This window comes from Nitrincola lacisaponensis, assembly GCF_000691225.1.
GTDB lineage: Bacteria > Pseudomonadota > Gammaproteobacteria > Pseudomonadales > Balneatricaceae > Nitrincola > Nitrincola lacisaponensis.
Genome location: NZ_JMSZ01000032.1, coordinates 72,959 through 98,722 on the forward strand (window position 1 = coordinate 72,959; position 25,764 = coordinate 98,722).

The window sequence follows — 25,764 nt, forward strand, 5'->3', positions numbered from 1 at the left end:
ATGCAGCGAATTTCACTCAGGATATTGATCGCGACAACCATTACACTGAGTATGGTGTTGTTGGCAACGGTACTGATCTTTCAGGGCTATCGTGGTATGCAGGCCGGTATACTGGCGGTTGCGGATCAGGCCAGCCGGCAACTCACCGCAACAGTGAATGAGCGTATCCAGCGGCTCATGGAACCCAATCAGATGCTGATCCGGATGCTTCAGCATGATCCGCTGGTCGGTTTGACAGATGAGCCATCACGTTTGCAGCGTGTACCTGCACTGGCCGAAGTCCTGAATGCCAATCCACTGCTCAGCGCTGCCTATATCGGTTATGAGAATCGGGATTTTTTACTCCTGCGACATCTGCGCAATCCCGCTTTGCCTGAGTTTTTTACGGCTCCTGAACACAGTGCCTATCTGTTGCAGACAGTGTTTCTCAATGATTCAGGGCAACGTGAGGGTGTCTGGCGATTCTATGATGACCGGCTCAGACTGGTAGAGCGTCGATCCATGCCCTTCTATACCTTTGATCCACACTCACGCTTGTGGTATCAGCAATCGTTGATCGATGATCAGGTAACCTTGACGCCACCCTATCTGTTCTATACCACTCAGGAAGTCGGTGTGACCATGTCCTATGCTGCCGCTGATGGAGTAGTACTGGGTATTGATGCGACTGCAATGGATCTGAGCGAACAGATGGATGCCCTCAGACTGACACCCGGTACCGAAATAGCGATTATCAATCAGGATGCGCTGTTGCTTGCCTATCCTGATATTGACCGTTTTATCCTGACGGATACCCGAGAAGCACGTTTGGCTTACTTGCATGAAATCAATGTTCCTGTTCTGCAGCAACTGGTGGCGCAGGATATATCGGAGCAAGGTCTGGTCAGGTTTGTGCATGAGGGCGTGGACTGGTATGGATTGATCTCGCCCCTGGTTGCGTTGGGTGATGATGACTTGCAGATCCTGATTGCGATACCCGGTCCAGAATTATTGGGAGAAGTGGAGAAAAGTTTTCTCAGCCAGGTACAGTGGGCTTTTGCGTTGGCTTTCGTACTGTTGTTATCTGGCTGGGCAATAGGTCAGCGTATTGGTAATCCCATCGCGGCATTGGCTGATCAGGTACGGGCGTTTGCGAATCTGAATTTCTCCAATCCAGTGACCGTGCGTACCCGAATCAGCGAGGTTGATGCGCTGGCACGGGTACTGGATGATATGTCTTCGACAATACGTCATTTCAAATCACTGTCGATGACACTCAATCGTGAACGCGATCCGGAGCGCTTGTTACAGTCAGTGCTTGAAGAGCTCGTCAAGGCGGTGGGTCACAGGTCTGGCAGTATCTACCTGTATGATGCCGAAAGTCAGGTGCTTAAATTGACTAACAGCATGGGTAATCAGTCATTACCTGACTGGATTGAAGTTTCGGACCGTCATCAGCAGGCTGATGACGTCCGTGCCAAAGTGCGTGAGGCAGGGTGTGATTTTCATGTCTGCTCGATCTTGCAGGATCGTTATGACCGCCTGTTAGGTGTGTTGCTGATTGATGCTGATACGGGGACATTACGTGATATTGAAGGGTTGCGGGCATTTATTGATGATATCTCCGGGGCGGCTGCGGTTGCTGTGGAGACGCGTCAGATGCTCCGAGAGCAAAAAGCACTGATCGATGGCATTATCCGCCTGATTGCAGATGCTATTGATGCCAAATCACCTTACACCAGTGGTCACTGTGAACGGGTTCCTGAGCTGGCGATTCGCCTGTCTGATGCAGCACAAGCCAGTGATCTGCCTGAATTCAGTGACTATCAGATGAATGATGCTGAGCTGGAAGCCTTCCGCATTGCCGCCTGGCTGCACGACTGCGGCAAAATCACCAGTCCGGAATATGTTGTAGACAAAGCCACGAAGCTGGAAACCATCTATAACCGCATTCATGAAATCCGCACCCGTTTCGAAGTACTGCACCGTGATGCCGAAATCACTTTCTTACGAGGTTGCCTGGCTGGAGGTGATCGAGAAGAGCTGATGCAGCAACGCGACAGCTTGCAGCAGCGATTACAAGAGGATTTTGAATATATCGCTCAGGCCAACCAGGGCGGTGAATTTATGTCGGATGATGCGATACAACGTTTGCATCAGATAGCTGAGCGCCGCTGGACCCGACATTTCAGCAGCCGTTCAGGCCTGTCCCAGGATGAGCAGAATCGCCTGGCAGACCAACCCGCAGAGCATTTGCCGGTTGAAGAGCGATTGTTGAGTGATCGACCTGAACAGGTCTTCCCCTGGAGTGGACGTACGCCGCCGGTTGCAGCAGATGATCCCCGGAACCGTTGGGGCTTCGACATGAAGGTACCGGAGGTAGCCTATAATCAGGGCGAGTTACACAATCTGACGATTCGCAAGGGGACCCTGACCGAAGAGGAACGTTTCAAGATCAACGAACATATCGTACAGACCATTATTATGCTGGAGGCTCTGCCTTTACCTGATTATCTGGCTCGTGTGCCTGCCATTGCCGGGAATCATCATGAAAAAGTCGATGGCACGGGTTATCCCCGACGTTTACCGGCGTCTGAGTTGACTCTGCAGGAGCGCATCATGGCCGTTGCTGATGTGTTTGAAGCACTTACCGCCATCGATAGGCCCTACAAACAGGGTAAAACCCTGTCCCAGTCACTGGGCATCATGGCCAATATGGTGGCGGAAAAACATCTTGATGCGAGTGTCTTCGAGCTGTTTCTGCGTTCAGGGGTTTACCTCGATTATGCCCGCGAATATATGCGGCCTGAGCAGATTGATACCGTTGATATCTCCCGGTGGCTGGTCTGAAACACAGACTAGCCAGGTGTTGGACCCAGGTATCTGGGGGTTTCTGGTAGATTCTCCTTGAGCAGGTGAATCAGTTGTGTATCGGCCCAGCTGCGTCGATAAGCCAGGCCAAAGCGGTAATGCAGGGCCGGGCGAAAAGGTTTGACGACTATATCGCGTTGCACTGCCACCGTGTCATACGCGGTGATGGGATTGATCAGGCTTAACCCCACACCATTGGCAACCAGACTGCAGATTGCCGCAATATTGGCTTCGGTTTTTCCGGCAATACGTATTTTGTGTTGTGAAATCAGTCGCAGTACCTGATCGGCAGCAAGATTGGGCTGATTGGGGATAACCAGATGCTGATTGCGGAAGTCAGTTATCTCTATCTGCTCTGCTGAGGCGAGTGGGTGGTTTGCAGGTACCAGGCACACAGCTTCAACTTCAAAGAGTTCATCGACGATCAGGCGCTCGCTGTTAATTGGCAGAGTCACAAAACCAGCATCAAAATGCCCTGATTCGATAGCACGTACGACATCCGGGCTGGGCATAATATCAAAGTAGATGCTGTACTTTGGATTGATGCGCAATATCCGTGCAATGGCCTCTGGAATAAATGCAAACCCCAGTGCTGGCGCAGATGCCAGCCGCATTCTGGAGACCCCAAATTCACGCAGTGCCACAATGGTGTGTTTCATCTCATCCAGGTTACCCATCAATTGCATGATTTCCTGATACAACTCGTCTGCTTCAGGAAGTTTGATCAAGCGATTTTTATGCCGCATGAACAGCGGCATACCAATATTTTCTTCCAGCTGTGCCAGTGACCGGCTGACACCCGACTGAGTCAGTCCAAGTGCTTTGGCTGCACGGGTCGCGGTATCAGATTCATAGAGCGTTTTAAAAACCATAAGAGATTTCAGTGAGTTGAGATTGATCTCTTTCATTTGCCAAATCTCCAGCGGGTCATTTTTGACTATAGCCATGATTAATAATCATAGTTTAATGAAAAAACATTATATATTGAAATTAATATTAATTTACCTACACTCAACTTATGTCATTTTTATGGCTCTGGGTGAAACTTCATAAACATCAACGTGTTAGCCTGAATTCTATGAAGGATGGAGAGCATGAAAACAGTAAAAATACAGGATAGAAAAATGAAGATGATCAAACAGCACTTGGGTAAATCGCTACTGGCCGCTGCGCTGGTACTGGGTTCAACCGCTTTTCTGTCAACGCATGCCAGCGCACGTGATCTTCCGGAAATTCGTAACGATGTTTTCAAGGTTGCCAACTCCGGAGCCTATCCGCCTTTCAGTTTTGTTGATACCAGCGGCAATGTGGTGGGTTTTGATGTTGATATTGCTAAAGCACTGGCTGAACGTATGGGCGTCGATGTGGATATTCAGACGTCTCCCTGGAGTGGCATCGTGGCGGCGTTGGCAGGCGGGCGCTTCGATGCCTGTATCTGCAGCATGAGCGTGACCGAAGAGCGCCAGCGTGCAGTGGATTTTACAGATTCTTACTACAGCTCAGGCTTGTCAGTCTGGGTGCGTAGTGACAATGACGATGTTAACAGTCTGGATGATCTGCAAGGCAAGCGTGTTGGCTCAACTATCGGTGAAACGGGTAACCAGTGGGCTGTCGAAAACGGGCAGGGCAAGTGGCGTAATCAGACGTTTCAGGGATTACCGGATATGTTGACCGGCCTCACTACCGGACGTGTAGATGCCATTATTGCTGATGATGTACCGGTATATGTTGCGCTGGCTGAAAGTGATCTGGCAATCAAAATGGTTGATGTAGGTGAGCTGCCACGCTGGCCTGCAGCAATTTCCATTCAGAAAAACAAACCTGAACTTCTGGCAGCCCTGAATACGGCTCTGGAAGAGATCAAGGCTGATGGCACCTATCAGAGTATTGTTGATAAGTGGATCGGTGAAGGCGCGGATATCGATTAAACCGCAGAGGGGCAGCAGCCTGCCCCTGTTTTTCCTCAGTGTATGTAAAACTGGATCTTCTGAAAGGACCGCCTGATGGACGTTAACCTGATGGTTGAGGTGACTCCGCTGCTGATTAAAGCAGCCTGGATCACAATTGATATCTCCATCCGCGCCATTATTCTGGGCTTTGGCGTGGCATGTGTTCTGGTGTTTCTGCGTAGTTTGCAGATCAAACCCTTACAGTGGTTTTCACGCGGCTATGTCAGTGTCATTCGTGGTACGCCCTACTTTGTACAACTGCTGCTGGTGTTTTACGGAGGGCCAACCATCGGTCTGACGATGGACCCCTTTACCTGTGGTGTCATGGTCGGTGCCTTCAATATTGGTGCTTATATGAGCGAAGCAATTCGTGGCGCACTGGAGTCCGTTGAGAGTGGCCAGAATGAAGCTTCCCGTTCATTAGGTTTTGGGCGGTTGCAGACCCTGACATACGTTGTGTTACCCCAGGCTGCCGGGTTGATGATCCGCTCAGTCGGTGTGCTGGCAATAGTACTGGTAAAAAACTCTTCGCTGGTATCGATTATCTCAGTGGTGGAATTGACCTATCAGGCGCAACGACTCATCGGTTCAACCTACAAACCCTTTGAAATATTTACCCTGACTGCGGTGATGTATATCTGCATTGTCTATGCCGTGATGGGTATTGTTGAGCTGGCTTACCGACGTGCCACCCGTTACACCACACTCGTGAAGAGGGTTCAGTGATGGAATTGGATTTTTCACCGGTCATTGCCTATGCACCGACACTGCTCTCTGGTGTGGGAGTGACCTCATTGATCGCTTTGGTGGTGGCGTTGTTCTCAGTGCTGGGTGGTTTACTGGTTGCTGTGATTTCAGTCTATACCAATAAAGTAGTGAGCTGGCCAATCAGATTCCTGATCTGGCTCTTTATGACAACGCCGCTGTTGTTGCAGCTGTATTTTCTCTATTTCGGCCTTGGCGAATGGATACTGATTCCTGCACTCATGGTAGGTGTGCTCGGTCTGGGGTTCCATTACATGGCCTATAACGCAGACATCTTTATCGCCACCATTCGTTCAGTGAGTGCCGGTCAATATGAAGCATCCCGCTCTTTGGGGTTTGGTCATCTGCGCACGCTGTTTTACATCATCGTACCTCAGGCATTTATTCGTTCGGTCCCACAGATCGGTAATAACCTGATTCTGATGGTCAAGGATACCTCTGTGCTCTCGGCGATAGGTGTTGCAGAACTGGTGTATGCCTCACAGTACGCTATCAGTGTCTCGTTCCGGCCGTTTGAGTTTTTCATTGTCATTGCGATTGTCTACTACCTCCTCAATTTGATCATGGAGTTCGGACAGGCACGTTTTGAGCGGATGACGGCAGATCGGCGTTGAATTCAACAATTTGAGCGATTGGAACACTTATGACTATTGAGACAAAAACAGATACACCCATGGTTGAGATCGTCAATGTACATAAAAAGTTTGGCGATCTGGAAGTACTCAAGGGAATCAACCTGACTGTGCCTAAAGGCAAAATCGTGTCGATTATCGGCTCTTCAGGATCGGGTAAGAGCACGTTGCTGCGATCTGTAAACCACCTGGAAGTGATTGATGATGGCGTAATCCGTCTTGATGGTGTGCAGGTTAACCGACCCGATATGAAGGGGTTGGCGTTTGAGCGTCATATCAATCATATCCGTCAGAATATGGGCATGGTTTTTCAGCATTTTAATCTTTTCCCCCATCTGTCAACGCTGGATAACGTCACCCTGGCACCACGCAAACTGAAAGGTATGGCCAGAAAAGAGGCTGAAGAGCTGGGTCGGGAATACCTGAACCGGGTGGGATTGGCAGACAAGGCTGATGTCTATCCGTCGCGTCTTTCCGGTGGGCAAAAGCAGCGTGTAGCCATTGCCAGAGCGTTAGCGATGCAGCCCAAAGTGATGCTGTTTGATGAAGCCACCTCAGCGCTGGACCCGGAGCTGGTGGAGGAAGTCAACCTGGTCATGCGTGATCTGGCAAAAGAGCACATGACCATGTTGATAGTGACGCATGAAATGGCATTCGCCCGTGATGTATCAGACTGGGCCATGTTTATGGAAGGCGGTGTGGTTGTTGAAGAGGGAACACCGGATAAGTTTTTTTCCAACCCGGACCATGAACGCACACGCAACTTCCTCAGAAAGCATTTGAGTTCACAACACTGAGACTGGATGAGTCGAGATATTATGAGCAACAGCGCATTGTTTTATCAGGCCGGCGTGACCTTGCCACTGGTCAGTCATGGAAAAGGCATTTATTTGTGGGATACCCAGGGAAAACGCTATATCGATGCCTGCTCAGGTGCGATTACCTGCAGTCTTGGGCATCAGCACCCAAGTGTGACTGCGGCCATGAAAGCTCAGCTGGATAAGGTGGCCTTCAGCTACCGTACCCAGTTTGAGAGTCAGGTTGCGGTTGACCTGGGGGATGTCATGGTGGCGTTGACCGAAGACCGGTTGCAGCGCGTCTTTCTGGTCGGTAGCGGTTCAGAGGCTGTCGAGAGCGCAATGAAACTGGCCCGTCAGTATTTTTATGTGCGTGGAGAAACACAACGCAAGCACTTTGTATCGCTGCGACCTTCCTATCATGGCAGTACGCTGGGAGCACTCGGACTCACCGGGTATCAACCCCTTGAACAGCCATTTGAAGATTTGTTGATTCCCTCCATCAAGGTGCCATCGCCCGACTTTTACCGATATACCGAGGTGGACATCAGCACTCATGTCACCCGGCTGCTGCAGCAGACCGAAGCCGCGATGGCGGCTGCACCTGAGGGCAGTATCGCGGCATTTGTACTGGAACCTGTTGGCGGGGCCAGTACCGGTGCCCGCATGTTGAATCGCGAGTATCTGCAAGGAATTCGTGCACTCTGTGATCGCTTTGGTTGCCTGCTGATCATGGATGAAGTGCTCAGTGGTATCGGTCGAACCGGAGAGTGGTTTGCCTGGCAGCATTGGGGCATTTGCCCGGATATTCTGGCATTGGCCAAAGGAATGGGGGCTGGTTACTACCCGGTTGCCGCCATCATGGCGAAAGCTGATCTGGTGGATACAGTGCAGTCTGCGGGAGGCTTTATGCACGGCCATACCTATGCCGGTAATCCACTGGCCTGCGCCACCGGACTGGCCGTTATCCAGGCCATGCAGGACGAAAATATTCTCGACAATGTTCGTGAACAAGGCCGTTACTTGCGTGAGTGTCTGGAGCAAATGAAAGTCCGCTATCCGGTGATTGGTGATGTGCGCGGTATAGGTTTCCTGCAGGGTGTCGAGCTGGTTCAGCCTGATGCTGGCAAAACTCCGTTTCCTGCCAGTTTTAATGCCTTCAGCAGGATCACTGAATGCGCCAAAAAACGCGGCTTGCTGATCTACCCCCGTCGCTGCCTGAATGGTATGGCCGGTGACCATTTCCTGGTGACACCGCCTTTGATCACGACACGAGTGGAGCTGGATGAAATGATGGAATGCCTGGACCAGGCACTGAAGGATTTCAGCCAGCAGCTTTAATCAGATTCAAATATCGCGTACCCAACAGCCCCAGGGAAATGCTTGTGAACAAAATCAAAAAAATAGAAGACGCCATAGCTGCGATTCCTTCCGGAGCGGTCATTATGATCGGTGGTTTTGGCAGTCCTGGTACACCATTCAGTCTGATTGACGAGTTGCTGCGCCAAGGGCAGCGGCAGCTGACGCTGATCAAAAACGATGCCAATGAGGCCGGAATCGGTATCAGCAAGTTGATTGAGCAGGGACAGGTAGAACGCTTGATCACAACCCATATCGGGCTCAACAAAACAGCGATTGAATGGATGAATGCAGGTCGACTGCAGGTCGAGTTTCATCCACAAGGGATGCTTGCCGAGAAAATTCGTACCGCAGGTGCAGGCAGTTTTGGCTTTCTGACCGATATAGGACTGGATACCGAGATTACCCGGCCAGAGCAGTTACTGAACTGGCAGGGGCAGCAATATAAAGTGGAAATGGCACTGAAAGCAGATGTGGCACTGTTACATGCAGCGCGTGCTGACCGCTTTGGCAATCTGGTGTATGACGGCAGTGCCATGAACTTTAATCCGCTGATGGCAATGGCTGCCGATCAGGTCATCGTGGAAACACCGGAGTGCCTTGATCCGGGAGCACTGCCACCCAACCAGATACATACAGCTTGCGCCTTTGTAGACCACCTGGTGGTACTGCCCCGATTAACGTCTGAATACGCAGTCATGGAGCATCATGTCAAACATTGAAACCCTGCTGAAGCGTGCCACTCGTGAAGTGCTGCCCGGCAGCATTCTGAATCTCGGAATCGGCTTGCCAACACAATTGCTGGATTACCTGCCGGATAACCTGGATGTCCTGATCCATTCAGAAAACGGTGTGCTGGGTGCCTGGAAACAAGCGCCGCGTGAACAGATGAACCCGGCGCTCATTGATGCTGCCGGTGCCTATATTTCTACTGTACCCGGTAGCAGCTTTTTCGACAGCTCGGTGTCTTTTGCCATGATTCGGCGCAGCAAAATTGACCTGACCATGATCGGTGCCTTTGAGGTGGATCAGCAGGGCAGCCTGGCGAACTGGAAAATACCCGGTAAGTTTTCACCCGGCATAGGGGGCGCAATGGAATTGGCTCAGAAAACGCCACGTATCGTGGTGTTGATGACTCACTGTGACAAGCAGGGACGGTCCAAAATTTTGCGTCATTGCCGTCTACCTGTAACCGCGCATCACTGTGTCTCCCGGATTATCACTGATCTGGCTGTGCTCGACGTCACCACGAATGGGCTCAGCGTACAGGAGCTGGCGGAAGGGGTCACACCCGACTATTTACGCAGCGTAACCGATGCCGATCTGATTTTTCCGGAGGAGGTCGCCTGATGTTGCCCGCTCATGAAACCGCTATTTTGCAAAGTTGTGATGCTGTTTTTGCTGATGTGCTGGATTTCACCCAGTCGATGGTAAAGCAATACAGTGTGCTGAATCAGGAGCAGGGCGTGCTGGACGTGGTTGAACGTCAGTTGCGTGAGCTACAGTTGCCCGTAACACGTGTTGCCATGAAACATGCCGCATTATGTGATCATCCACTCTATGCTCCGGTGCCATGGAACCACGAGGATAAATATAACCTGGTATCGCAGATGAATCCGGGGGCCAGAGGCCAGTCACTGGTATTCAATGGTCATCTGGATGTTGTCAGCGCAGATCCCGCTGATATGTGGACCCGTCCACCCCATGAACCCTGGATTCAGGATGGCTGGCTGTATGGTCGTGGGGCCGGAGACATGCAGTCGGGCGTGGCGGCCATGATCTATGCTGTTCATGCGGTACAGCGAGCCGGTTACAAGATTACCTCACCGATTACCTTGCAGGCGGTGGTTGAAGAAGAGTGTTCAGGTAATGGAGCTCTTTCCTGCCTGCAGCAGGGCTATGGAGGAGATTTTGTCCTGATTCCCGAGCCCTTCGGACCACAGATCTATGCCGGACAAGTCGGAGTGCTGTGGTTCAAGTTAACGGTTAAAGGTAAGCCGGTACATGTGCTCGATACTGCGGCGGGTGAAAATGCGATTGAGAAGTTGCAGCGGTATATCCCGGCATTGAAGCGACTCGAAGACGAACTGAACACGCATTATAAAGCACCGCCTTATGATGCAATTTCCCGTCCTTTTAACCTGAATATTGGCCGTATTCAGGGCGGAAATTGGCCCTCAAGCGTTCCGTCGCATGCTGAAATGGAAGGGCGTATCGGTTTCCCGCCGGGTATGTCGGTCAATGAAATCATGCAAAAAGTGCATGATGCTGTTGAAAGTGTGGATGTTAAAAAAAGTGCTGCTGCACATGCCAAGCCCCTGTTGCGCTTTCATGGTTTTCGTTCTGAGGGACATCTGGTAGATCTGCAGCATGGCGGGATCGGGCTTCTGGCTGATTGTCATCGTAGCCTGACCCTTGAGTCTCCGGATCAGTATCTGTCGACCTGTACCACCGACTTGCGAGCTTTCCATTTTTACAGCCGGACGGCAGGTACCTGCTATGGCCCTGTCGCACGCAATATTCACGGCGTTGACGAGTGCGTCGATATTGAATCTATCCGCCATACACTGAAAGCCTATGCACTGTTTATCAGCCGCTGGTGCACACTGGAGCCACTATGAAGCCTGTCTATTTGAGTCACTATCGACGCACGGCATTCAGTCGTGCCAACCCTAAAAAACCACATCTGGATGCATTTGCTGATCTTTCAGGCCCCGAGCTGCTGAATGCATTGCTGGAAAACCTGTTCGCAGAGACTCAGGTAGCGCCGGATCAACCGGATGAGCTGACGCTGGGGTGCGCGTTGGGTGTCAAAGAGCAGTGGAGCTTTGGCGGGCGCTATCCGTTACTGCAGACAGCGCTGGGAGATCAGTGTGCAACCCGCATGCTGGACCAGCAGTGTGGTTCGGGTTTGGCAGCGATACGCCTTGCCAGTTTTGGTATCGCCTCAGGACAGGTCAATATTGCATTGGCCGGTGGCTATGAACACATGACGCGAGTCCCCATGGGGCCTGGATTGTTTCAGGAAGGCGTTCTGACCCAGCCCCGATTTCAATCAGGATATGAAGCACCACGACTGATGAACATGGGATTGACCGCCGAATCACTGGCCCAGGCGGGTCAGATCAGTCGCGAAGCGATGGACCGGTTTGCCTGTCGATCACATAGACTGGCGGCTGAGGCGCGTGAATCGGAATTTACAGCTGGCGAAATTTTACCAATCGATACACCGGATCAACCCGCATATCACCTGGATGCCTGTATTCGTGAGGCGACGACCTTTGATGCACTGACCGCCCTGAATCCGGTTTTTGAGGAACAGGGCAGTATTACCGCTGGGAACAGCTCACCGCTGACCAGTGGTGCCGGGCTGCTGATGTTGATGTCTGAAGACGCTCAACAGACTCTGGGACAAGATCCATTAGCCAGAGTACTCGGATGTATGGATCGCGGTACGCGTCCTGAGCTGATGGGGCAGGGTGTAGTGCCAGCGGTGGAGCGTTTGTTGCAACTGCATCAATTGACGGTTGATCAGATAGATTTCTGGGAGATAAATGAGGCCTTCAGTGTGGTGCCACTCTATGCAATCCAGAAGCTCGGTATTGATCCTGAAAGGGTTAATGTTCAGGGCGGCGCTTTGGCATTGGGGCACCCACTGGGGGCCACCGGAATTCGCTTGGCGGGTACGCTGGCACGGACTCTGGCTGCACGGAGTGGGCGCTATGGTATAGCGGCTGCCTGTATCGGTGGCGGTCAGGGGATTGCACTGTTGTTGGAAAACCCGGGCTAAGCCCTTGGCAGAGGAGAATCAGGATGCACTGTTATTATGCTGAAGATCAGGCGCTACATGCACCCGCAACCATGTTGATGCGGGGTCAGGTGATTGACTCGCCTGAAGGGCCGTTGCGTGCGGATATTTTGTGTCAGGTATTGCAACAGCAGGGAAGATCCATACAGGAGCCACCGCGGTTACAGGATTCTGAATGGCGGGAACAGTTGCTCTCCAGACTGTCACTGATTCATACACCGCGTTATCTCGAATTTCTGCAAACCATTTATGCTCGCTGGACAGCGTTGCCCGGCGCTTCGGAGCGAGTGACGCCCAATACCCATCCAACAGGTCTGGCCAGCCAGTATCCCTCCCACCCGGTCGGATTGGCCGGGTGGCATCTCAGTGATATGGCTACGCCAATGACTGCCGATAGCTTCAGCGGGATTCTGGCCAGTGCCGCCAGTGCGGCGGCAGCCGCTGAAAGCGTTAATGCCGGTAGCCAGGCCGCCTATGCCCTGTGCCGTCCACCGGGGCATCATGCCGGTCCTGAAAGTGCGGGAGGCTTCTGTTTTCTGAATAATTCAGCACTGGCGGCGACGGTTTTACGCGAGCGTTATGAACGTGTTGCCATCATCGATGTTGATCTTCACCATGGTAATGGTACCCAGGATATTTTCTACCATCGGGCTGATGTGTGGACGGGATCGCTGCACGCTGATACCACCGAGTTTTATCCTTTTTTCTGGGGTGGCCCGAATGAACAGGGTACGGGCGATGGAATGGGGTACAATGTAAATATGCCCTTGCCGTTGGGTGCTGGCGGGCAGGCGTTTATGGAAACACTGCAGCGGTTACTGGTGTCCATGCAAAGCTTTCAGCCACAGGCAGTAGTGGTGGCGCTGGGGCTGGATGCACACAAGGATGACCCTCTGGCCGGGCTGGCTTTGGAAACAGATGATTTTCAAACCATTGGGCAGCTCTTGTCGGCATTGCAACTGCCCACAGTGGTGGTACAGGAAGGGGGCTATCCTACGGCCTCACTTGGCCATAATCTGGCCGCATTCTTATCAGGGTTCACACAGGGATGATCCCTGTGTTTTATTTACTTTCAGGAGAATAACAGCATGAGTATTACCTATCTGCACAGTAACCAGCGTATGAGTCAGGTGACGATCCACAAGGATACCGTGTATCTGGCAGGACAGGTGGCCAGCGATACTAGCGCTGGAATGCGGGGACAGACGGAGCAGATTCTGGCAAATATTGATCAGCTGCTGGCTGAAGCAGGTACATCCAGGGAAAACCTCTTGTCTGCGACAGTATGGGTTACCGATATGGCTGAATTTGCTGAAATGAATGCGGCCTGGGATGCCTGGGTGACACCCGGTCGCCCTCCCGTACGCGCCTGCGTTGAAGCACAGTTGGCAGGGCCTCAATGGAAGGTTGAAATCATGGTTGTTGCGGCGTTACCGGAGTAAAAGTCTGAGCTGTATCAACCTCAGCGCAGTTGAAGTTGTCAAGCTCTGACCCTAAGGCTAGAGTTCTAATCAGGTAACAAGAATCTGAATGTTGACTGATAAAGGAGCTGCACATGAATCGGATCAGACACGCAGGGATGCTGGGGTTGTTATGGCTGGTATTTGTGAGTACACCGCTGATGGCAGAGGTGTTGACCATCAATACGTTTCAGCCTGAAGTGCGAACGGGTGACAGACTGTTTGTGAACGGCTTGTCGGAGCAGGCGGTGCTGGCACGTTTTGGTGAACCTCGTGAGCGTTTGGCACCGGTTGGTCAGCCGCCGATCAGTCGATGGGTGTACGATGACTTCACGGTGTACTTCGAATTTAATACGGCGTTACATGCTGTTGTTCATCGAAAAAACCCACGTTTTACAGAGTAATAGCACCATTTTTTATTAAAAAATTCAGCTGATTACCACAGTCGTTTGATTTATAAAGCCTGAATATAAATATTCGGGCTTTTTTTATATTTAAACTATGCTTATCTGATTGATTAAAAAATGTAAAACAGAAATAGCCTTCTGTTTTGTGCAATAATTATTGCTGCGCTGCATAATTTAAATTAGCTAATGTTATTTCTTGCACATATTATATGGATAATATTGAGGTGATCTATGTTGAAAGTCATACGCTCAGTATTGGCGGCATTTTTTGGTGTCCAGTCCGAGGCAAACCGCCAGCAGGATTTCCAGTCTACATCGCCCTGGAAGTTTATTGTTGTGGGAGTATTCATGACGTTGGTGTTTGTGTTTCTGGTGGGTTTTGTTGCCTGGTTAGCCGCTAATTAATTAAATTTTTGCACCTTTTTATTTCCTGTCTATACTCAGTTTACAAACGACTTGGTTCGAATCCTGATATATAAAAATAAAGGAGGGGATTGATGGGCCGGATTCTTTATGCATATTTATATGCTGCGTCTATCTGTCTGATAGTTCTATCGACAACGGCGCAGGCATCATCAATCAACACCTCATCCGGCTTTAATATGCCACCGGGTGTCACCGAAATCAGCCGCGAAGTCTATAGCCTGCATATGACCATTCTGTGGATCTGTGTGGCAATTGCGGTCGTGGTATTCGGGGTGATGTTCTATTCACTGATCGTGTACCGCAAATCCAAAGGTGCCAAACCGGCCCACTTTCATGAAAACACCACGGTGGAGATTATCTGGACAGCTGTTCCACTGGTGATTCTGGTGCTGATGGCGGTTCCTGCCACGGCAACACTGAAAAAAATGTATGACACCTCGGATGCCGAACTGGATGTATTGGTGACCGGCTACCAGTGGCGTTGGCGCTATGAGTATCTGGAGGAGGATGTCAGCTTCTTCAGCAACCTGGCGACACCGCGTGAGCAGATCTATGAAGCTGAAGAAAAAGGCGATTTTTACCTGGTTGAAGTGGATGAACCCATGGTGGTACCCACCGGTGTCAAAGTCCGCTTGTTGCTCACGGCCAATGATGTCATTCACTCCTGGTGGGTGCCTGATCTGGCAGTTAAAAAAGATGCCATTCCCGGTTTTATCAATGAAACCTGGTTCAAGGTGGATGAGCCAGGTATTTACCGTGGGCAATGTGCCGAACTCTGTGGTCGGGATCATGCCTTTATGCCGATCGAGGTGAAGGCGGTATCACCAGATGAGTATCAGCTGTGGTTAGCCAGTCGCCGTGAAGCGGCAGAGGCGGAAGTGGCGGGTGCCGACCGTGAATGGTCCCTGGATGAGTTGATGGAGCGTGGTGCCGGTACATACAACACCTACTGTGCTGCCTGTCATCAGCCTCAGGGACAAGGCTTGCCGCCGATGTTCCCGGCACTGGCTGGTGTTGGTATGTCAGTGGATCCGGACGGGTTGCGGGCTCATAAGGAGATCGTTCTGTATGGCAAAACAGGCACAGCGATGCCAGCGTTTGGCAGTACGCTGTCTGCGGCAGAGCTGGCAGCAGTTATTACCTATGAACGTAATGCCTGGGGCAATGATACCGGTGACCTGATTCAGCCATCGGCGATACGTGCCATGCTGGAATCACAATAACAAGAGGACTGGACGATGGCATCTGAAACTTCACAGGCAACTCTTCACTCCAGTGTCAGTGATGTCGCCGCAGGCGGTGCAGCACACGCCAGTCATGGGCCTACCGGGCTGTTGCGCTGGCTGGTGACCACCAATCACAAAGAGATCGGCTCGCTCTATCTGATTTTCTCACTGGTAATGCTGTTTATCGGTGGCAGCATGGCCCTGGTGATTCGGGCTGAACTTTTCCAGCCGGGTATGCAGTATGTGCAGCCGGAATTCTTTAACCAGATGACCACCATGCATGGTCTGATCATGGTGTTTGGTGCGATCATGCCAGCCTTTGTCGGGTTGGCCAACTGGATGATACCGATGCAGATCGGTGCGCCGGATATGGCCTTGCCGCGCCTGAATAACTTCAGTTTCTGGTTGCTGCCGGTTGCCTTCGGCATTCTGTTATCAACACTGTTTATGGAAGGGGGTGGGCCTAACTTTGGCTGGACCTTCTATGCACCTCTGTCGACCACCTTTGCGCCGCCCTCAACCAGCTTCTTTATCATGTCGATCCATCTGGCGGGTATCAGCTCGATCCTGGGTGCGATCAATATTATTGCGACCATCCTCAACCTGCGTACCCCGGGCATGCGCTTGATGGATATGTCCCTGTTTGTCTGGACCTGGCTGATCACGGCCTTCCTGCTGATTGCCGTCATGCCGGTACTGGCCGGGGTGGTGACCATGATGCTGATGGATATTAACTTTGGCACCAGTTTCTTTGATGCCGCAGGTGGTGGCGATCCGGTGCTGTTCCAGCATCTGTTCTGGTTTTTCGGTCACCCTGAAGTGTACATCATGATTCTGCCGGCCTTTGGTATTGTCTCCCTGATTGTCCCTACGTTCGCACGCAAGCGCCTGTTTGGCTACGCCTCCATGGTATACGCCACCGCTTCAATCGCACTGCTGTCATTTGTGGTGTGGGCGCATCACATGTTTACCGTTGGCTTGCCGCTTACGGCTGAGCTGTTCTTTATGTACTCAACCATGCTGATCGCGGTGCCTACCGGGGTCAAAGTGTTTAACTGGATTGCGACCCTGTTCCGGGGATCTATCACATTTGAAGTACCGATGCTGTTTGCACTGGGTTTTATTGTGATGTTTACCATTGGCGGGTTGTCCGGGGTCATGCTGGCAATTGTCCCGGCAGACTTCCAGTATCACGATACCTATTTTGTGGTGGCACATTTTCACTATGTGCTGGTTCCGGGAGCCCTGTTTGCCATTATGGCTGCGGTGTATTTCTGGCTGCCGAAGTGGACGGGTCACTATGCCAGTGAAACGCTGGGCAAATGGCATTTCTGGTTATCGGTGATAGGTGTGAATCTGACCTTTTTTCCGATGCATTTCTCGGGTCTGGCCGGGATGCCTCGGCGTATTCCTGACTATGCACTGCAGTTTGCCGACTTCAATATGATTTCGTCGATCGGCGGCTTTCTGTTTGGTTTCTCGCAACTGATTTTTGTCTGGGTGGTGATCAAGGCTGTTCGTGGTGGACGCAAAGCCCCTGCAAAAGCCTGGGAGGGCGCGGAAGGGCTGGAGTGGACGGTACCCAGTCCGGCACCTCTGCATACTTTTGATACACCGCCAGCCTATGACCCGCAAACAGATTCACCAAGCCGTCATTGAGCACAGGAGGGGGATATGGATCAGCAACAGCGACAGGCCGGGGTTCAGCGCACTGTCATCCGTACGCTCTGGGTGCTGTTGGGCATGGTGGGCTTTACGGTTGCGTTAGTGCCCTTGTACGACGTGTTTTGTGAGATTACCGGTCTGAATGGCAAAACGGCTGATTCGGCACAGGTGATCAGCGCACAGGGAGTTGACGACTCGCGAGAAGTCAGGGTTCAACTGGTGACACGTTCCGGTAATGGATTGCCCTGGAGACTGGTAGCGCTGGACCCGGTGGTTACGGTACATCCGGGACAAATTTCACAGGTGCGTTTTGAGTTTACCAATGTGGGTGAACAGCAGAGTTCGGGCCGAGCTGTACCCAGTGTCAGCCCGTCTGCCGGTGCCCGGCATTTTCGCAAAATGGAGTGTTTCTGCTTCGAACAGCAATGGCTTCAGCCGGGTGAGTCGATGCAGTTGCCGCTGGTGTTTCAGGTGGACCCGGATCTGCCCAAAGATATCCGTACCCTGACACTGGCCTATACCCTCTATCCGATGGACGAAGTGGTAGCCCTGGGAGGTTTCCGTGACTAGTCAATATTATGTTCCGCCAACCAGTAAATGGCCGATTATTGCAGTAGTGGTACTTGGCAGTACTGCGGTAGGTGCCGGTGCCTTAATGAGTTATGGCAGTGGGCTGCCGTTTCTGCTGGCCGGACTGGTCGGGATTGCCTTTGTCATGTATGGCTGGTTCCGTGATGTGGTGAATGAATCCATGGGGGGCTTGTATGACAGTCAAATGGACCGCTCATTTCGACAGGGTATGGGATGGTTCATTTTTTCTGAAGTCATGTTTTTTGCAGCCTTTTTTGGTGCACTCTTCTACATACGTGTATTTGCCTTGCCCTGGCTGGACGGGCAGGGGGCCAAGGGTATCACCGCCTTGCTCTGGCCAGACTTCAGTGCCAGCTGGCCACTGATGCAAACACCGGATCCATCCATCGGAGGACCTCAGGCGATCATCAATCCCTGGACACTGCCGCTTATTAATACCCTGTTACTGGTTTCCTCCAGTGTCACCCTGACCATTGCACATCACGCTCTGAAAGCCGGTGAGCGCGTGAAACTGCGTAACTGGCTGATCGCCACGCTGGTGTTAGGCCTGGTATTTCTGGTGATTCAGGGAATTGAATACGTCGAAGCCTGGACTCAGCTGGGTTTGACTCTGCAGGCCGGTATTTATGGATCAACCTTCTTCCTGTTGACCGGATTTCACGGACTGCATGTCACCATTGGAGCCATTGTGCTGGCAGTCTTGCTGGTACGTGTGTTGAAAGGCCATTTCAGCGCAGACAATCACTTTGCATTCGAAGCAGGTGCCTGGTACTGGCACTTTGTGGATGTCGTGTGGATTGGTTTATTTCTGTTTGTTTATGTCTTCTGAGGTCAGGTCAAAATGCCCTGGGTGAAGCCGTACAGCAAGAGCGCCATCAGCAGAACTGCCAGGATGACACGGAATGTCAGAGAGGTCAGCGTACGTCGGGAGCGTGACGCATCCTTCAGCATAAAACCTGCACCTGCCGCCAGGCTGATCAGCATGGCCAGAAAAGTTACCGCAATCGCCAGTTTGAGCACAGAGCACTCCAGCCAAGAGGTTTATCAACAGAACGCCAGTCGATCAAAATTGCGTTCACAGGTCAAGTCTTTCCGGTCCCGCTCAGGGTTATGGTTTTGGTGGAGCCTATGGATCAGTCTGATACTGCTGGGTCTGGTACTGGCTCACTGGCAGTGGCAACGCGCCGATGAAAAAACTCAATTGCTGGCTCAGCAAGCAGCGGCTGAGCATCTGACCAACCCAACAGACCTGCCAGAGAACCTCTCGCGCCTTACATTAACCGGGCAGTATTTGGCAGACCAGACGCTGTGGCTGGATAACCGTATTTATCAGGGGCAGGTTGGCGTTGCGGTCTTGACCCCGCTGCAAACAGATACCGGACACTGGTGGCTTATTCAGCGCGGTTTCATTCCCACAGCGGTGGATCGACGCATTGAACCTGTGGTCGAGACACCTGCCGGTGACGTGCAACTCTCCGGTATATGGCAGCGACTGGAAACAGGGTACTGGGTGCTGGGCGACAACCTTGAGGGTAACCGGTTGCAGTCACTGGATTTAAGCCCCTGGTCCCATCTGCCAGGTGAAGTGTTTCAGGGCGTCGTGCATCAGACAGAGGGGGCTGGCCATACAGTGTCCTGGTGGCAGCCCAGCCAAATGCCACCGGAGCGTCATATTGCCTATGCCGTACAGTGGCTCAGCCTTGCATTGATGGCGTTGATTGTGGCCGTTGCAGGGCAGCGCAAGCTCTGGGGACGTTCAGCACAACAGGAGGCTCGGTGATGAAGTCGCGTATTCAGCTGCTGTTATTGATCATGATTCTGGGGGCACCTATGCCGGTTGCCTGGGCAATGTTGCACTGGCAGGTCGGCATTCCTGAAGGGCATGTGGCGCGCGGCGAGTTACAGCATAACCTGCCACCCTTGTCTGCATGGCCGTTACAAGATCATCCCGAGGGGCGCTGGCTGTTAATCTGGAGTGCTCCAGCCGTTTGTGATGTGACGTGTCAGGCCGAAGCCGATCGCTGGTGGCGTATGCACCGGGCCATGGGGCGTCAGGCGGCACGGGTGGAAAGAGTACGTTTAAGTGAACAGGAGCAGACACTGCTGCCGGGTGAAACACTGGCATTGTGGCAGTCAGCCAGACTGCCGGGTGTTGAAGACTATCAGGTCTGGCTGGCGGATCCTCAGGGAAATATCGTCACACGCTATCCGGCCGGTGTGGATCTTAGAGCAGTGCACAAGGACCTTGAGCATTTGCTCAAGCGCAATCCTGAATCGTGAGCGTGTATAGATGGATACTTTAGCGGGCTAGCACAGGGGTAAACCATGCAAACAACTCAACATCAGAGTCTGCCACCATCTGTTAACCGGGCTATGCTCCTGGCGGGCTCAGGGGTGGTTTTCACGCTGATTGTGATTCTGGTGGGTGTCTGGACCCGTCTGGTTGATGCAGGTCTGGGATGTCCAGACTGGCCGGGGTGTTATGGAGCCTGGGTGGTTCCGGATGCAGAGCGCGCGGCCGGTTTTGCGCCTCACAAACCACTGGACCCGTTCAAGGCCTGGGTTGAAATGACGCACCGTTATATCGCCTCAGCTCTGGGCTTGCTGGCGCTGGTGCTGGCCTGGCTGGGCTGGAAGCATCGTCGACTGGCAGGTTATCCCACCGCGATCAGCTTTATTCTGCTGGGTGTTATCTGTCTGCAGGGTGCCTTTGGCGCCTGGACTGTCACGCTGAAGCTTTGGCCTCAGGTAGTGACATTGCATTTGTTGGGTGGATTCAGCGTATTGGCGCTGTTCTTCTGGTTATTTCTCAGGTTGCGAGCTTATCGACAATCAGCTGCGGTGCCTCGCTCGGCTCCCCGGTTGTGGTGGGTGGTCGCCGGAATGCTGGTTTGGCAGGTGGCGTTGGGCGGCTGGACATCCAGTAACTATGCCGGCATTGCCTGTACCGGGTTCCCGACCTGCAATAATGAATGGTGGCCAGGCTATATGGACTTTGCAGAAGGCTTTCATCTGACCCAGGAAGTGGGGCCAAATTATCTGCACGGACAGCTGCACGCGGGAGCGCGTACGGCTATTCACTACACCCACCGGCTAGGTGCACTGGTGTTGGGTCTGGGGCTTTTGTGGCTGTTTTATATCTACCGACACCAGCCAGTAGCACGTCCCTGGCTACTGGCATCAGTATTGACCTGGTTGCTTCAGGTATCACTCGGCATCATTCTGGTACTGAATGCGTTGCCCATGTCGGTGGCGCTGTTGCATACCGCCGGTGCTGCCGCGCTGATGTTGTTACTGCTTCGCAGTGGCTGGCAACTGGGTTGCCTTGAATCCCGATCCACAACGATGCTTTACAGGAAGGTGGCCCATGCGTAATTCAGAACTGCTGTTGTCATCCCGACAGGAATTGAATCGCTATACGGTGATGATTCAAGACTATCTGGAATTAGGTAAGCCACGTGTGGTCCTGGTGATGCTGGTCTGTGCGGCGGTTGGTATGGCATTGGCTGTACCGGGTCTGCCCGATCCGATCATTATGCTGCTGGGACTGAGCGGGATTGGTCTGTCTGCGATGGGTGCTGCAGCATTTAATCATTTGCTGGATCAGCGTCTGGACAAACTGATGCTCAGAACGTCACGTCGCCCTTTGGCCGATGGACGCATTCAGGCCTGGCAGGCAGCACTGTTCGCCAGCCTGCTGTCAGCCTGTGGCTTGTCACTGTTATGGTGGAGTGTAAATCCTCTGACAGCTCAACTGACAGCTGCTGCGTTATTGGGATACGCAGTGATCTATACCGCGTTCCTGAAACATGCCACCCCGCAAAATATCACCATCGGCGGTCTGGCTGGTGCGGCTCCTCCTTTGCTGGGGTGGACCGCCATGAGTGGACAGATTGCACCGGATGCCCTGCTGTTGGTGCTGATTATTTTCGCCTGGACACCTCCGCATTTCTGGGCACTGGCATTACACAAACGGGATGAGTATGCCCGTGCGGGTGTACCCATGCTGCCGGTGACACATGGTGTTGATTTTACCCGCTTGCAAATCTGGCTGTATGGCTGGCTGACGGTGGCTGCAACCCTGCTGCCGTTCGCAACCGGCATGAGCGGCCTGGTGTACCTCTTCGGTGCGGTGCTGCTGAATATTCGTTTTATGTACTGGAACTGGAAAGTCTGGCGAGGTCAGGATCCTGCTGCACCGCTGTCGGCATTCTGGTTCTCCATACGCTACATACTCTATCTGTTTGCCTGGTTACTGATTGATCATTATCTGAAAGGAGTGCTTTGAAACTATCAGGGTTCGTGCTGTCAAAATAACTATAACCAGATCGGGTATCTGGACAAACGGTGGCCTGGCCACCAAGGAGAAACACTATGTTATTGCATCAAATCAGTGGTGTGATGTTTCACCAACAAAGTATCTGGAAAACGATCCGTGAGCGTAACTACACTATTCTCGAGTGTTATACCCATGCGTTAATCTGGCTGTGTGCCATCGCGCCAGTGTCTTTCTTTATCGGTACGACCCAGGTGGGCTGGAGTATTGGTATGGGGGATGCGGTACGACTGACGACATCCAGTGCCTTGATGATCGCCATTGTGTTTTATATCGCGCTATTGGTGGGTGTGGCATTTATTGCACATGTCATCCACTGGATGGAAAAAACCTACGGCGCGGATTCAGATCTGGAACACTGCATGGTGCTGGCTACCTGTACAGCGACTCCGCTGCTGCTGGCTGGTATTACCGGCCTCTGGCCGATGCTCTGGTTTGTGGTTGGCGTAGGTCTGCTGGCGTTAGCCTATACCGTGTATATTCTCTATTCAGGCGTGCCTGAATTAATGAATATTCCTGTAGACAGAGGCTTCATGTTCTCAACCTCCATTCTGACAGTCGGTATGGTGGTGTTGGTGAGCATGCTGGCGTCTACCGTTGTATTGTGGGATCTGGGGATCGCGCCAAGCTTTATTTCGGGTTAAGTACATCCAGGAGACAGGCGGCTGCGTAACTGTCACAATACAGACTCCGGCGGGACGGGCCGCCGGAGTCTGTTGTCTTGCCTGGATACTGGAGGTGACGTGTGCGTAAATGGCGTTTGCCATTGAGTCTGGTTGCAGCTGCGCTGTTAGGGAGTGCAGTGCTCTGGGGGTTAAAGGAGTCCGAAGCTGCCAGAGCCTTGCCGACGGATCTGGTGTTGTCTGATATCACCGGTCAACCGGTCAACCTGCAGACCTATCAAGGTCAGCCGCTGGTGATCAATTTCTGGGCTACCTGGTGTCCGCCGTGTGTGCGTGAAATGCCCTTGCTGGCTGAATATGCGCAACAGGATGGGGTGACGGTGGTATTGATTAATCAGGGTGAAAACGTTGAGACCATTCAGACCTATCTGGATCAGGCCGGCTTGAACTTTGAGCATATGTTGCTGGACCCGCGTCAGACAGCCTTGCAAGCCATGCAAGTACGTGGTTTGCCAACCACGCTGTTTTTCGATGCTCAGGGGCGTCTGTTGAATGAGCATCTGGGTGAAGTGCATGAGCCGCAGTTGCAAGCCTTTATGCAACAGCAGCTGAAGTGATCAGAGCACCGGTGCAAACAGATAGGCACCACGTGAAAATACCCGGTGACGTAACGACAGATTCTCAAGATCTTCCATCAGCATACGCCGGGACAGGGTGAAGTCCTGAATAAACATCGCTTCGACTTCGGCAGCAAAGTCTGCATCCAGCACGATGGCAGTCACCTCAAAGTTCAATCGGAATGAGCGGTTATCCAGATTCACGGTGCCCACCCCGGCACCATGATGATCCACCAGAAAGGCTTTGCCATGCAGGAAACCATTCTGATAGCGGAACACCTCGACGCCAGCATCCAGTAGTGGGCCGATAAAGGCATAGGCGGCGTAATAGAGCAGCGGATTATCCGGAACTTCCGGTATCAGAATGCGGACATCCACACCACGCAGAGCGGCGAGCTTGAGGGTATTCAGTACCCCTTCATCCGGCACAAAATAGGGGCTGGCGATCCAGATGCGCTGTTGGGCCGATTGAATTGCCTGTTGCATCATCAGGCTGGCAGTTTCAAAGCGGTCAGCGGGTCCACTCGGCAGAATCAATACTGGCAGCGTCTTGTGACTGTTCTGGGGTGCCGGTTGCCAGTCCAGATCAGGGATCTGCTCGGTTGCCCAATACCAGTCTTCCACAAAGACCATTTGCAGCGCTAGCGCCGCCGGACCTTCCAGTTTCAGATGGGTATCTCGCCAGGGACCCAGGTCCATATTGATGCCCAGGTATTCATCACCCACATTCATGCCACCCATCCAGGCACGCTCACCATCGGCGACTACAATTTTGCGGTGATTGCGAAAGTTCAGCTGAAAGCGGTTTCTCAGTCCACGTGTGGAGTGGAAATGATGCACCTCGACACCGGCTTCGCGCAGGCTTTGTACATAGCTGGAGGGCAGCTGGTAACTGCCGATCTCATCATAGAGGAAGTAAACCTCAACACCGGCCTGGGCGCGCTCGACCAGATGGTCGTGAAGTTTGCGACCCAGCTGATCATCGCGAACAATGTAAAACTGTACCAGCAGATAGCGTTCGGCGGTTCTGATGCCCTCAAAAATACTGTCAAAAGCGGCTTCGCCATCAATCAGCAGCTCAGCCCGGTTGTGTGCCAGAAAAGGCAGTTTGGCCAGGCGTTCCACCGCAGACAGCTGGCTGTTTTCTTCAGGTGGCTCAAACTGATGAGACCAGAGCTCATGCAGCTTTGGCGCCATGGTAATGGCCAGGTTGGAATCATCATCACGACGGGAAATGACATAGCCCTGAAAGCGGTCACGACCAAAAACCCAGTAGGCAGGTACGGCGATATAGGGAAAGGTGTTCAGGGAAACGATCCAGGCTATTGTGCCTTGAGAGGTGCGCGTTGACATCAAGGCATCAAGCGATGAATAAGCACCCAGCAGGTGTGCCAGTACGGCAAAAGACAGTAACCGCAAACGATGTCGAGTCGGTGAAGAGAATCCCATAGGCTTCGGTGCAGGCCTTTAATGACAAGTAAATACTTCCTGTCATCTCAGTGTAACCTGCTCGTTCAGAATGGCAAACCCTAGCGTCTTCGTTCGTAAATACAGATATTCACAGCTGACGCCAGATTCAGCGATTCGATCAGACCGGCTCCCGGAATGGTAAAGGCCTGAGCATTCAGTGTCTGTAAGGCATCAGGTGGAACGCCGCGTGCTTCATTACCAAACAGATAGCAGTCTATGGACTGGAAGGCCTCTGATGTCAGTGAGTGCCCCTGCATATCCAGACAGCCAATTCGGCTGAAACGTGAGGAAAGGGAGGTCAGGGGTACATCCAGTTCCAGCGGGACATGAAAAATAGCGCCCATGCTGGCCCGTATCACTTTGGGATTAAACGGATCGACGCTACCCGGGCTGAGCAGGCAGCGAAACCCGCCAAACCATCCCAGTGTCCGTAAAATAGTACCGAGATTGCCGGGGTCCTGAATCTCATGCAGATAAATAGCCGTTTCAGTACCTGATCCCGGTGTTTGCAGTGCCGCAAGCGGTACGCGCGCCAGGATACCCTGAGGTGTTTCGGTATCCGAGATGCTGGCCATCTGTTTGTCGCTGATCAGGTGTGTTTCAAAGGGACTCTGCCAATCGGCATAACGCTCTGTCACATACAGACAGGACGCTTGTAACGCTGTGTGGGTCGTGGCAGCTCGCTGTAATTCCAGAATCAGGTGTTCGCCCTCGACCAGACAATAGCCCAGGGATTGACGATACTTTTTCTGCTGCAGCTTTTTTACCAGATCCAGCTTCATG

At 52.4% G+C, this 25,764-nt stretch carries 28 protein-coding genes; 24 read left to right on the forward strand and 4 right to left on the reverse strand.

What is annotated here, in order from left to right; all coding sequences use genetic code 11:
• Nucleotides 1–2,829 carry an HD domain-containing phosphohydrolase gene (locus tag ADINL_RS16655; protein WP_051632717.1) on the forward strand — a complete coding sequence of 943 codons (2,829 nt, stop codon included), beginning with the start codon at nt 1–3 and terminating at the stop codon, nt 2,827–2,829.
• 8 nt (nt 2,830–2,837) lie between these two features.
• Here ADINL_RS16655 and ADINL_RS10395 read toward each other — a convergent pair whose 3' ends face one another.
• Nucleotides 2,838–3,797, reverse strand: a complete 960-nt coding sequence (locus ADINL_RS10395; RefSeq protein ID WP_239644372.1) for a LysR family transcriptional regulator — start codon at nt 3,795–3,797, stop codon at nt 2,838–2,840.
• A 177-nt stretch (nt 3,798–3,974) separates the two neighbouring features.
• Here ADINL_RS10395 and ADINL_RS10400 point away from each other — a divergent pair, with 177 nt between their 5' ends.
• The 17 genes from ADINL_RS10400 to ADINL_RS10475 all read left to right on the forward strand — a co-directional run bounded on the left by ADINL_RS10400 (nt 3,975) and on the right by ADINL_RS10475 (nt 18,764).
• Entirely contained in the window at nt 3,975–4,778 is an 804-nt protein-coding gene (locus ADINL_RS10400) for a transporter substrate-binding domain-containing protein (protein ID WP_051632719.1), read from the forward strand.
• A 75-nt stretch (nt 4,779–4,853) separates the two neighbouring features.
• Nucleotides 4,854–5,525 (forward strand): amino acid ABC transporter permease, encoded by a 672-nt coding sequence (locus tag ADINL_RS10405; RefSeq protein ID WP_036547499.1) that lies wholly within the window; start codon nt 4,854–4,856, stop codon nt 5,523–5,525.
• Nucleotides 5,525–6,178: an amino acid ABC transporter permease gene (locus tag ADINL_RS10410; RefSeq protein WP_036547502.1), complete on the forward strand. Its 654-nt coding sequence runs from the start codon at nt 5,525–5,527 to the stop codon at nt 6,176–6,178. Before ADINL_RS10405 ends, ADINL_RS10410 begins: the two co-directional genes overlap by 1 nt.
• 59 nt (nt 6,179–6,237) lie before the next feature.
• A complete protein-coding gene (locus ADINL_RS10415; protein ID WP_036548645.1) occupies nt 6,238–6,993 on the forward strand; it encodes an amino acid ABC transporter ATP-binding protein in 756 nt (251 codons plus the stop codon).
• Nucleotides 6,994–6,999: 6 nt separating this feature from the next.
• Nucleotides 7,000–8,334 carry an aminotransferase family protein gene (locus ADINL_RS10420; RefSeq protein WP_239644373.1) on the forward strand — a complete coding sequence of 445 codons (1,335 nt, stop codon included), beginning with the start codon at nt 7,000–7,002 and terminating at the stop codon, nt 8,332–8,334.
• Between the two features lie 38 nt (nt 8,335–8,372).
• A complete protein-coding gene (locus ADINL_RS10425) occupies nt 8,373–9,074 on the forward strand; it encodes a CoA transferase subunit A (protein WP_036547508.1) in 702 nt (233 codons plus the stop codon).
• Complete coding sequence (locus ADINL_RS10430; RefSeq protein WP_193364963.1) at nt 9,061–9,702, forward strand: 3-oxoacid CoA-transferase subunit B; 642 nt, start codon at nt 9,061–9,063, stop codon at nt 9,700–9,702. Before ADINL_RS10425 ends, ADINL_RS10430 begins: the two co-directional genes overlap by 14 nt.
• Entirely contained in the window at nt 9,702–10,973 is a 1,272-nt protein-coding gene (locus tag ADINL_RS10435; RefSeq protein ID WP_036547513.1) for an ArgE/DapE family deacylase, read from the forward strand. The genes ADINL_RS10430 and ADINL_RS10435 overlap by 1 nt, the downstream gene beginning before the upstream one ends.
• Nucleotides 10,970–12,142 (forward strand): acetyl-CoA C-acyltransferase, encoded by a 1,173-nt coding sequence (locus ADINL_RS10440; RefSeq protein ID WP_036547515.1) that lies wholly within the window; start codon nt 10,970–10,972, stop codon nt 12,140–12,142. The genes ADINL_RS10435 and ADINL_RS10440 overlap by 4 nt, the downstream gene beginning before the upstream one ends.
• 23 nt (nt 12,143–12,165) lie before the next feature.
• Nucleotides 12,166–13,212: a histone deacetylase family protein gene (locus tag ADINL_RS10445; RefSeq protein ID WP_036547518.1), complete on the forward strand. Its 1,047-nt coding sequence runs from the start codon at nt 12,166–12,168 to the stop codon at nt 13,210–13,212.
• Between the two features lie 36 nt (nt 13,213–13,248).
• A complete protein-coding gene (locus ADINL_RS10450; RefSeq protein ID WP_036547520.1) occupies nt 13,249–13,602 on the forward strand; it encodes a RidA family protein in 354 nt (117 codons plus the stop codon).
• A 113-nt stretch (nt 13,603–13,715) separates the two neighbouring features.
• Nucleotides 13,716–14,024 carry a hypothetical protein gene (locus tag ADINL_RS10455; protein ID WP_036547524.1) on the forward strand — a complete coding sequence of 103 codons (309 nt, stop codon included), beginning with the start codon at nt 13,716–13,718 and terminating at the stop codon, nt 14,022–14,024.
• A gap of 234 nt (nt 14,025–14,258) precedes the next feature.
• Nucleotides 14,259–14,432 carry a DUF2970 domain-containing protein gene (locus tag ADINL_RS16260; RefSeq protein WP_084154478.1) on the forward strand — a complete coding sequence of 58 codons (174 nt, stop codon included), beginning with the start codon at nt 14,259–14,261 and terminating at the stop codon, nt 14,430–14,432.
• 92 nt (nt 14,433–14,524) lie between these two features.
• Entirely contained in the window at nt 14,525–15,676 is a 1,152-nt protein-coding gene (gene coxB, locus ADINL_RS10460; RefSeq protein ID WP_084154479.1) for a cytochrome c oxidase subunit II, read from the forward strand.
• Between the two features lie 15 nt (nt 15,677–15,691).
• Nucleotides 15,692–17,338, forward strand: coding sequence for a cytochrome c oxidase subunit I (gene ctaD / locus ADINL_RS10465; RefSeq protein WP_036547526.1), 1,647 nt, complete (start codon nt 15,692–15,694; stop codon nt 17,336–17,338).
• Between the two features lie 15 nt (nt 17,339–17,353).
• On the forward strand, nt 17,354–17,914 hold the full coding sequence (locus tag ADINL_RS10470) for a cytochrome c oxidase assembly protein (protein ID WP_036547529.1): 561 nt from the start codon (nt 17,354–17,356) through the stop codon (nt 17,912–17,914).
• The gene (locus tag ADINL_RS10475; protein WP_036547531.1) at nt 17,907–18,764 is read left to right on the forward strand and encodes a cytochrome c oxidase subunit 3; all 858 of its coding nucleotides are present in this window, start codon (nt 17,907–17,909) and stop codon (nt 18,762–18,764) included. Before ADINL_RS10470 ends, ADINL_RS10475 begins: the two co-directional genes overlap by 8 nt.
• Before the next feature lie 2 nt (nt 18,765–18,766).
• On the opposite strand, the gene ADINL_RS10480 is transcribed toward ADINL_RS10475, so the two are convergent.
• Nucleotides 18,767–18,955, reverse strand: coding sequence for a DUF2909 family protein (locus tag ADINL_RS10480; RefSeq protein ID WP_036547535.1), 189 nt, complete (start codon nt 18,953–18,955; stop codon nt 18,767–18,769).
• Between ADINL_RS10480 and ADINL_RS10485 the strand changes: the two genes are divergently transcribed.
• From ADINL_RS10485 to ADINL_RS10510, 6 genes are all read left to right on the forward strand, one after another.
• A complete protein-coding gene (locus ADINL_RS10485) occupies nt 18,948–19,715 on the forward strand; it encodes an SURF1 family protein (protein ID WP_161667747.1) in 768 nt (255 codons plus the stop codon). The genes ADINL_RS10480 and ADINL_RS10485 overlap by 8 nt on opposite strands.
• Nucleotides 19,715–20,215: a hypothetical protein gene (locus tag ADINL_RS10490; protein ID WP_036547540.1), complete on the forward strand. Its 501-nt coding sequence runs from the start codon at nt 19,715–19,717 to the stop codon at nt 20,213–20,215. The genes ADINL_RS10485 and ADINL_RS10490 overlap by 1 nt, the downstream gene beginning before the upstream one ends.
• Before the next feature lie 45 nt (nt 20,216–20,260).
• Nucleotides 20,261–21,310 (forward strand): COX15/CtaA family protein, encoded by a 1,050-nt coding sequence (locus ADINL_RS10495; protein WP_036547544.1) that lies wholly within the window; start codon nt 20,261–20,263, stop codon nt 21,308–21,310.
• A 49-nt stretch (nt 21,311–21,359) separates the two neighbouring features.
• Nucleotides 21,360–22,223: a heme o synthase gene (gene cyoE / locus ADINL_RS10500; RefSeq protein ID WP_409670533.1), complete on the forward strand. Its 864-nt coding sequence runs from the start codon at nt 21,360–21,362 to the stop codon at nt 22,221–22,223.
• A gap of 86 nt (nt 22,224–22,309) precedes the next feature.
• On the forward strand, nt 22,310–22,915 hold the full coding sequence (locus ADINL_RS10505) for a Yip1 family protein (protein ID WP_036547550.1): 606 nt from the start codon (nt 22,310–22,312) through the stop codon (nt 22,913–22,915).
• Nucleotides 22,916–23,016: 101 nt separating this feature from the next.
• On the forward strand, nt 23,017–23,511 hold the full coding sequence (locus ADINL_RS10510) for a TlpA family protein disulfide reductase (RefSeq protein WP_051632720.1): 495 nt from the start codon (nt 23,017–23,019) through the stop codon (nt 23,509–23,511).
• On the opposite strand, the gene cls is transcribed toward ADINL_RS10510, so the two are convergent.
• Nucleotides 23,512–24,960, reverse strand: a complete 1,449-nt coding sequence (cls, locus tag ADINL_RS10515; RefSeq protein WP_036547552.1) for a cardiolipin synthase — start codon at nt 24,958–24,960, stop codon at nt 23,512–23,514. It abuts the gene before it with no gap.
• An 80-nt stretch (nt 24,961–25,040) separates the two neighbouring features.
• Complete coding sequence (locus ADINL_RS10520) at nt 25,041–25,763, reverse strand: TrmH family RNA methyltransferase (RefSeq protein ID WP_036547554.1); 723 nt, start codon at nt 25,761–25,763, stop codon at nt 25,041–25,043.
• Nucleotide 25,764: the final 1 nt, after the last annotated feature.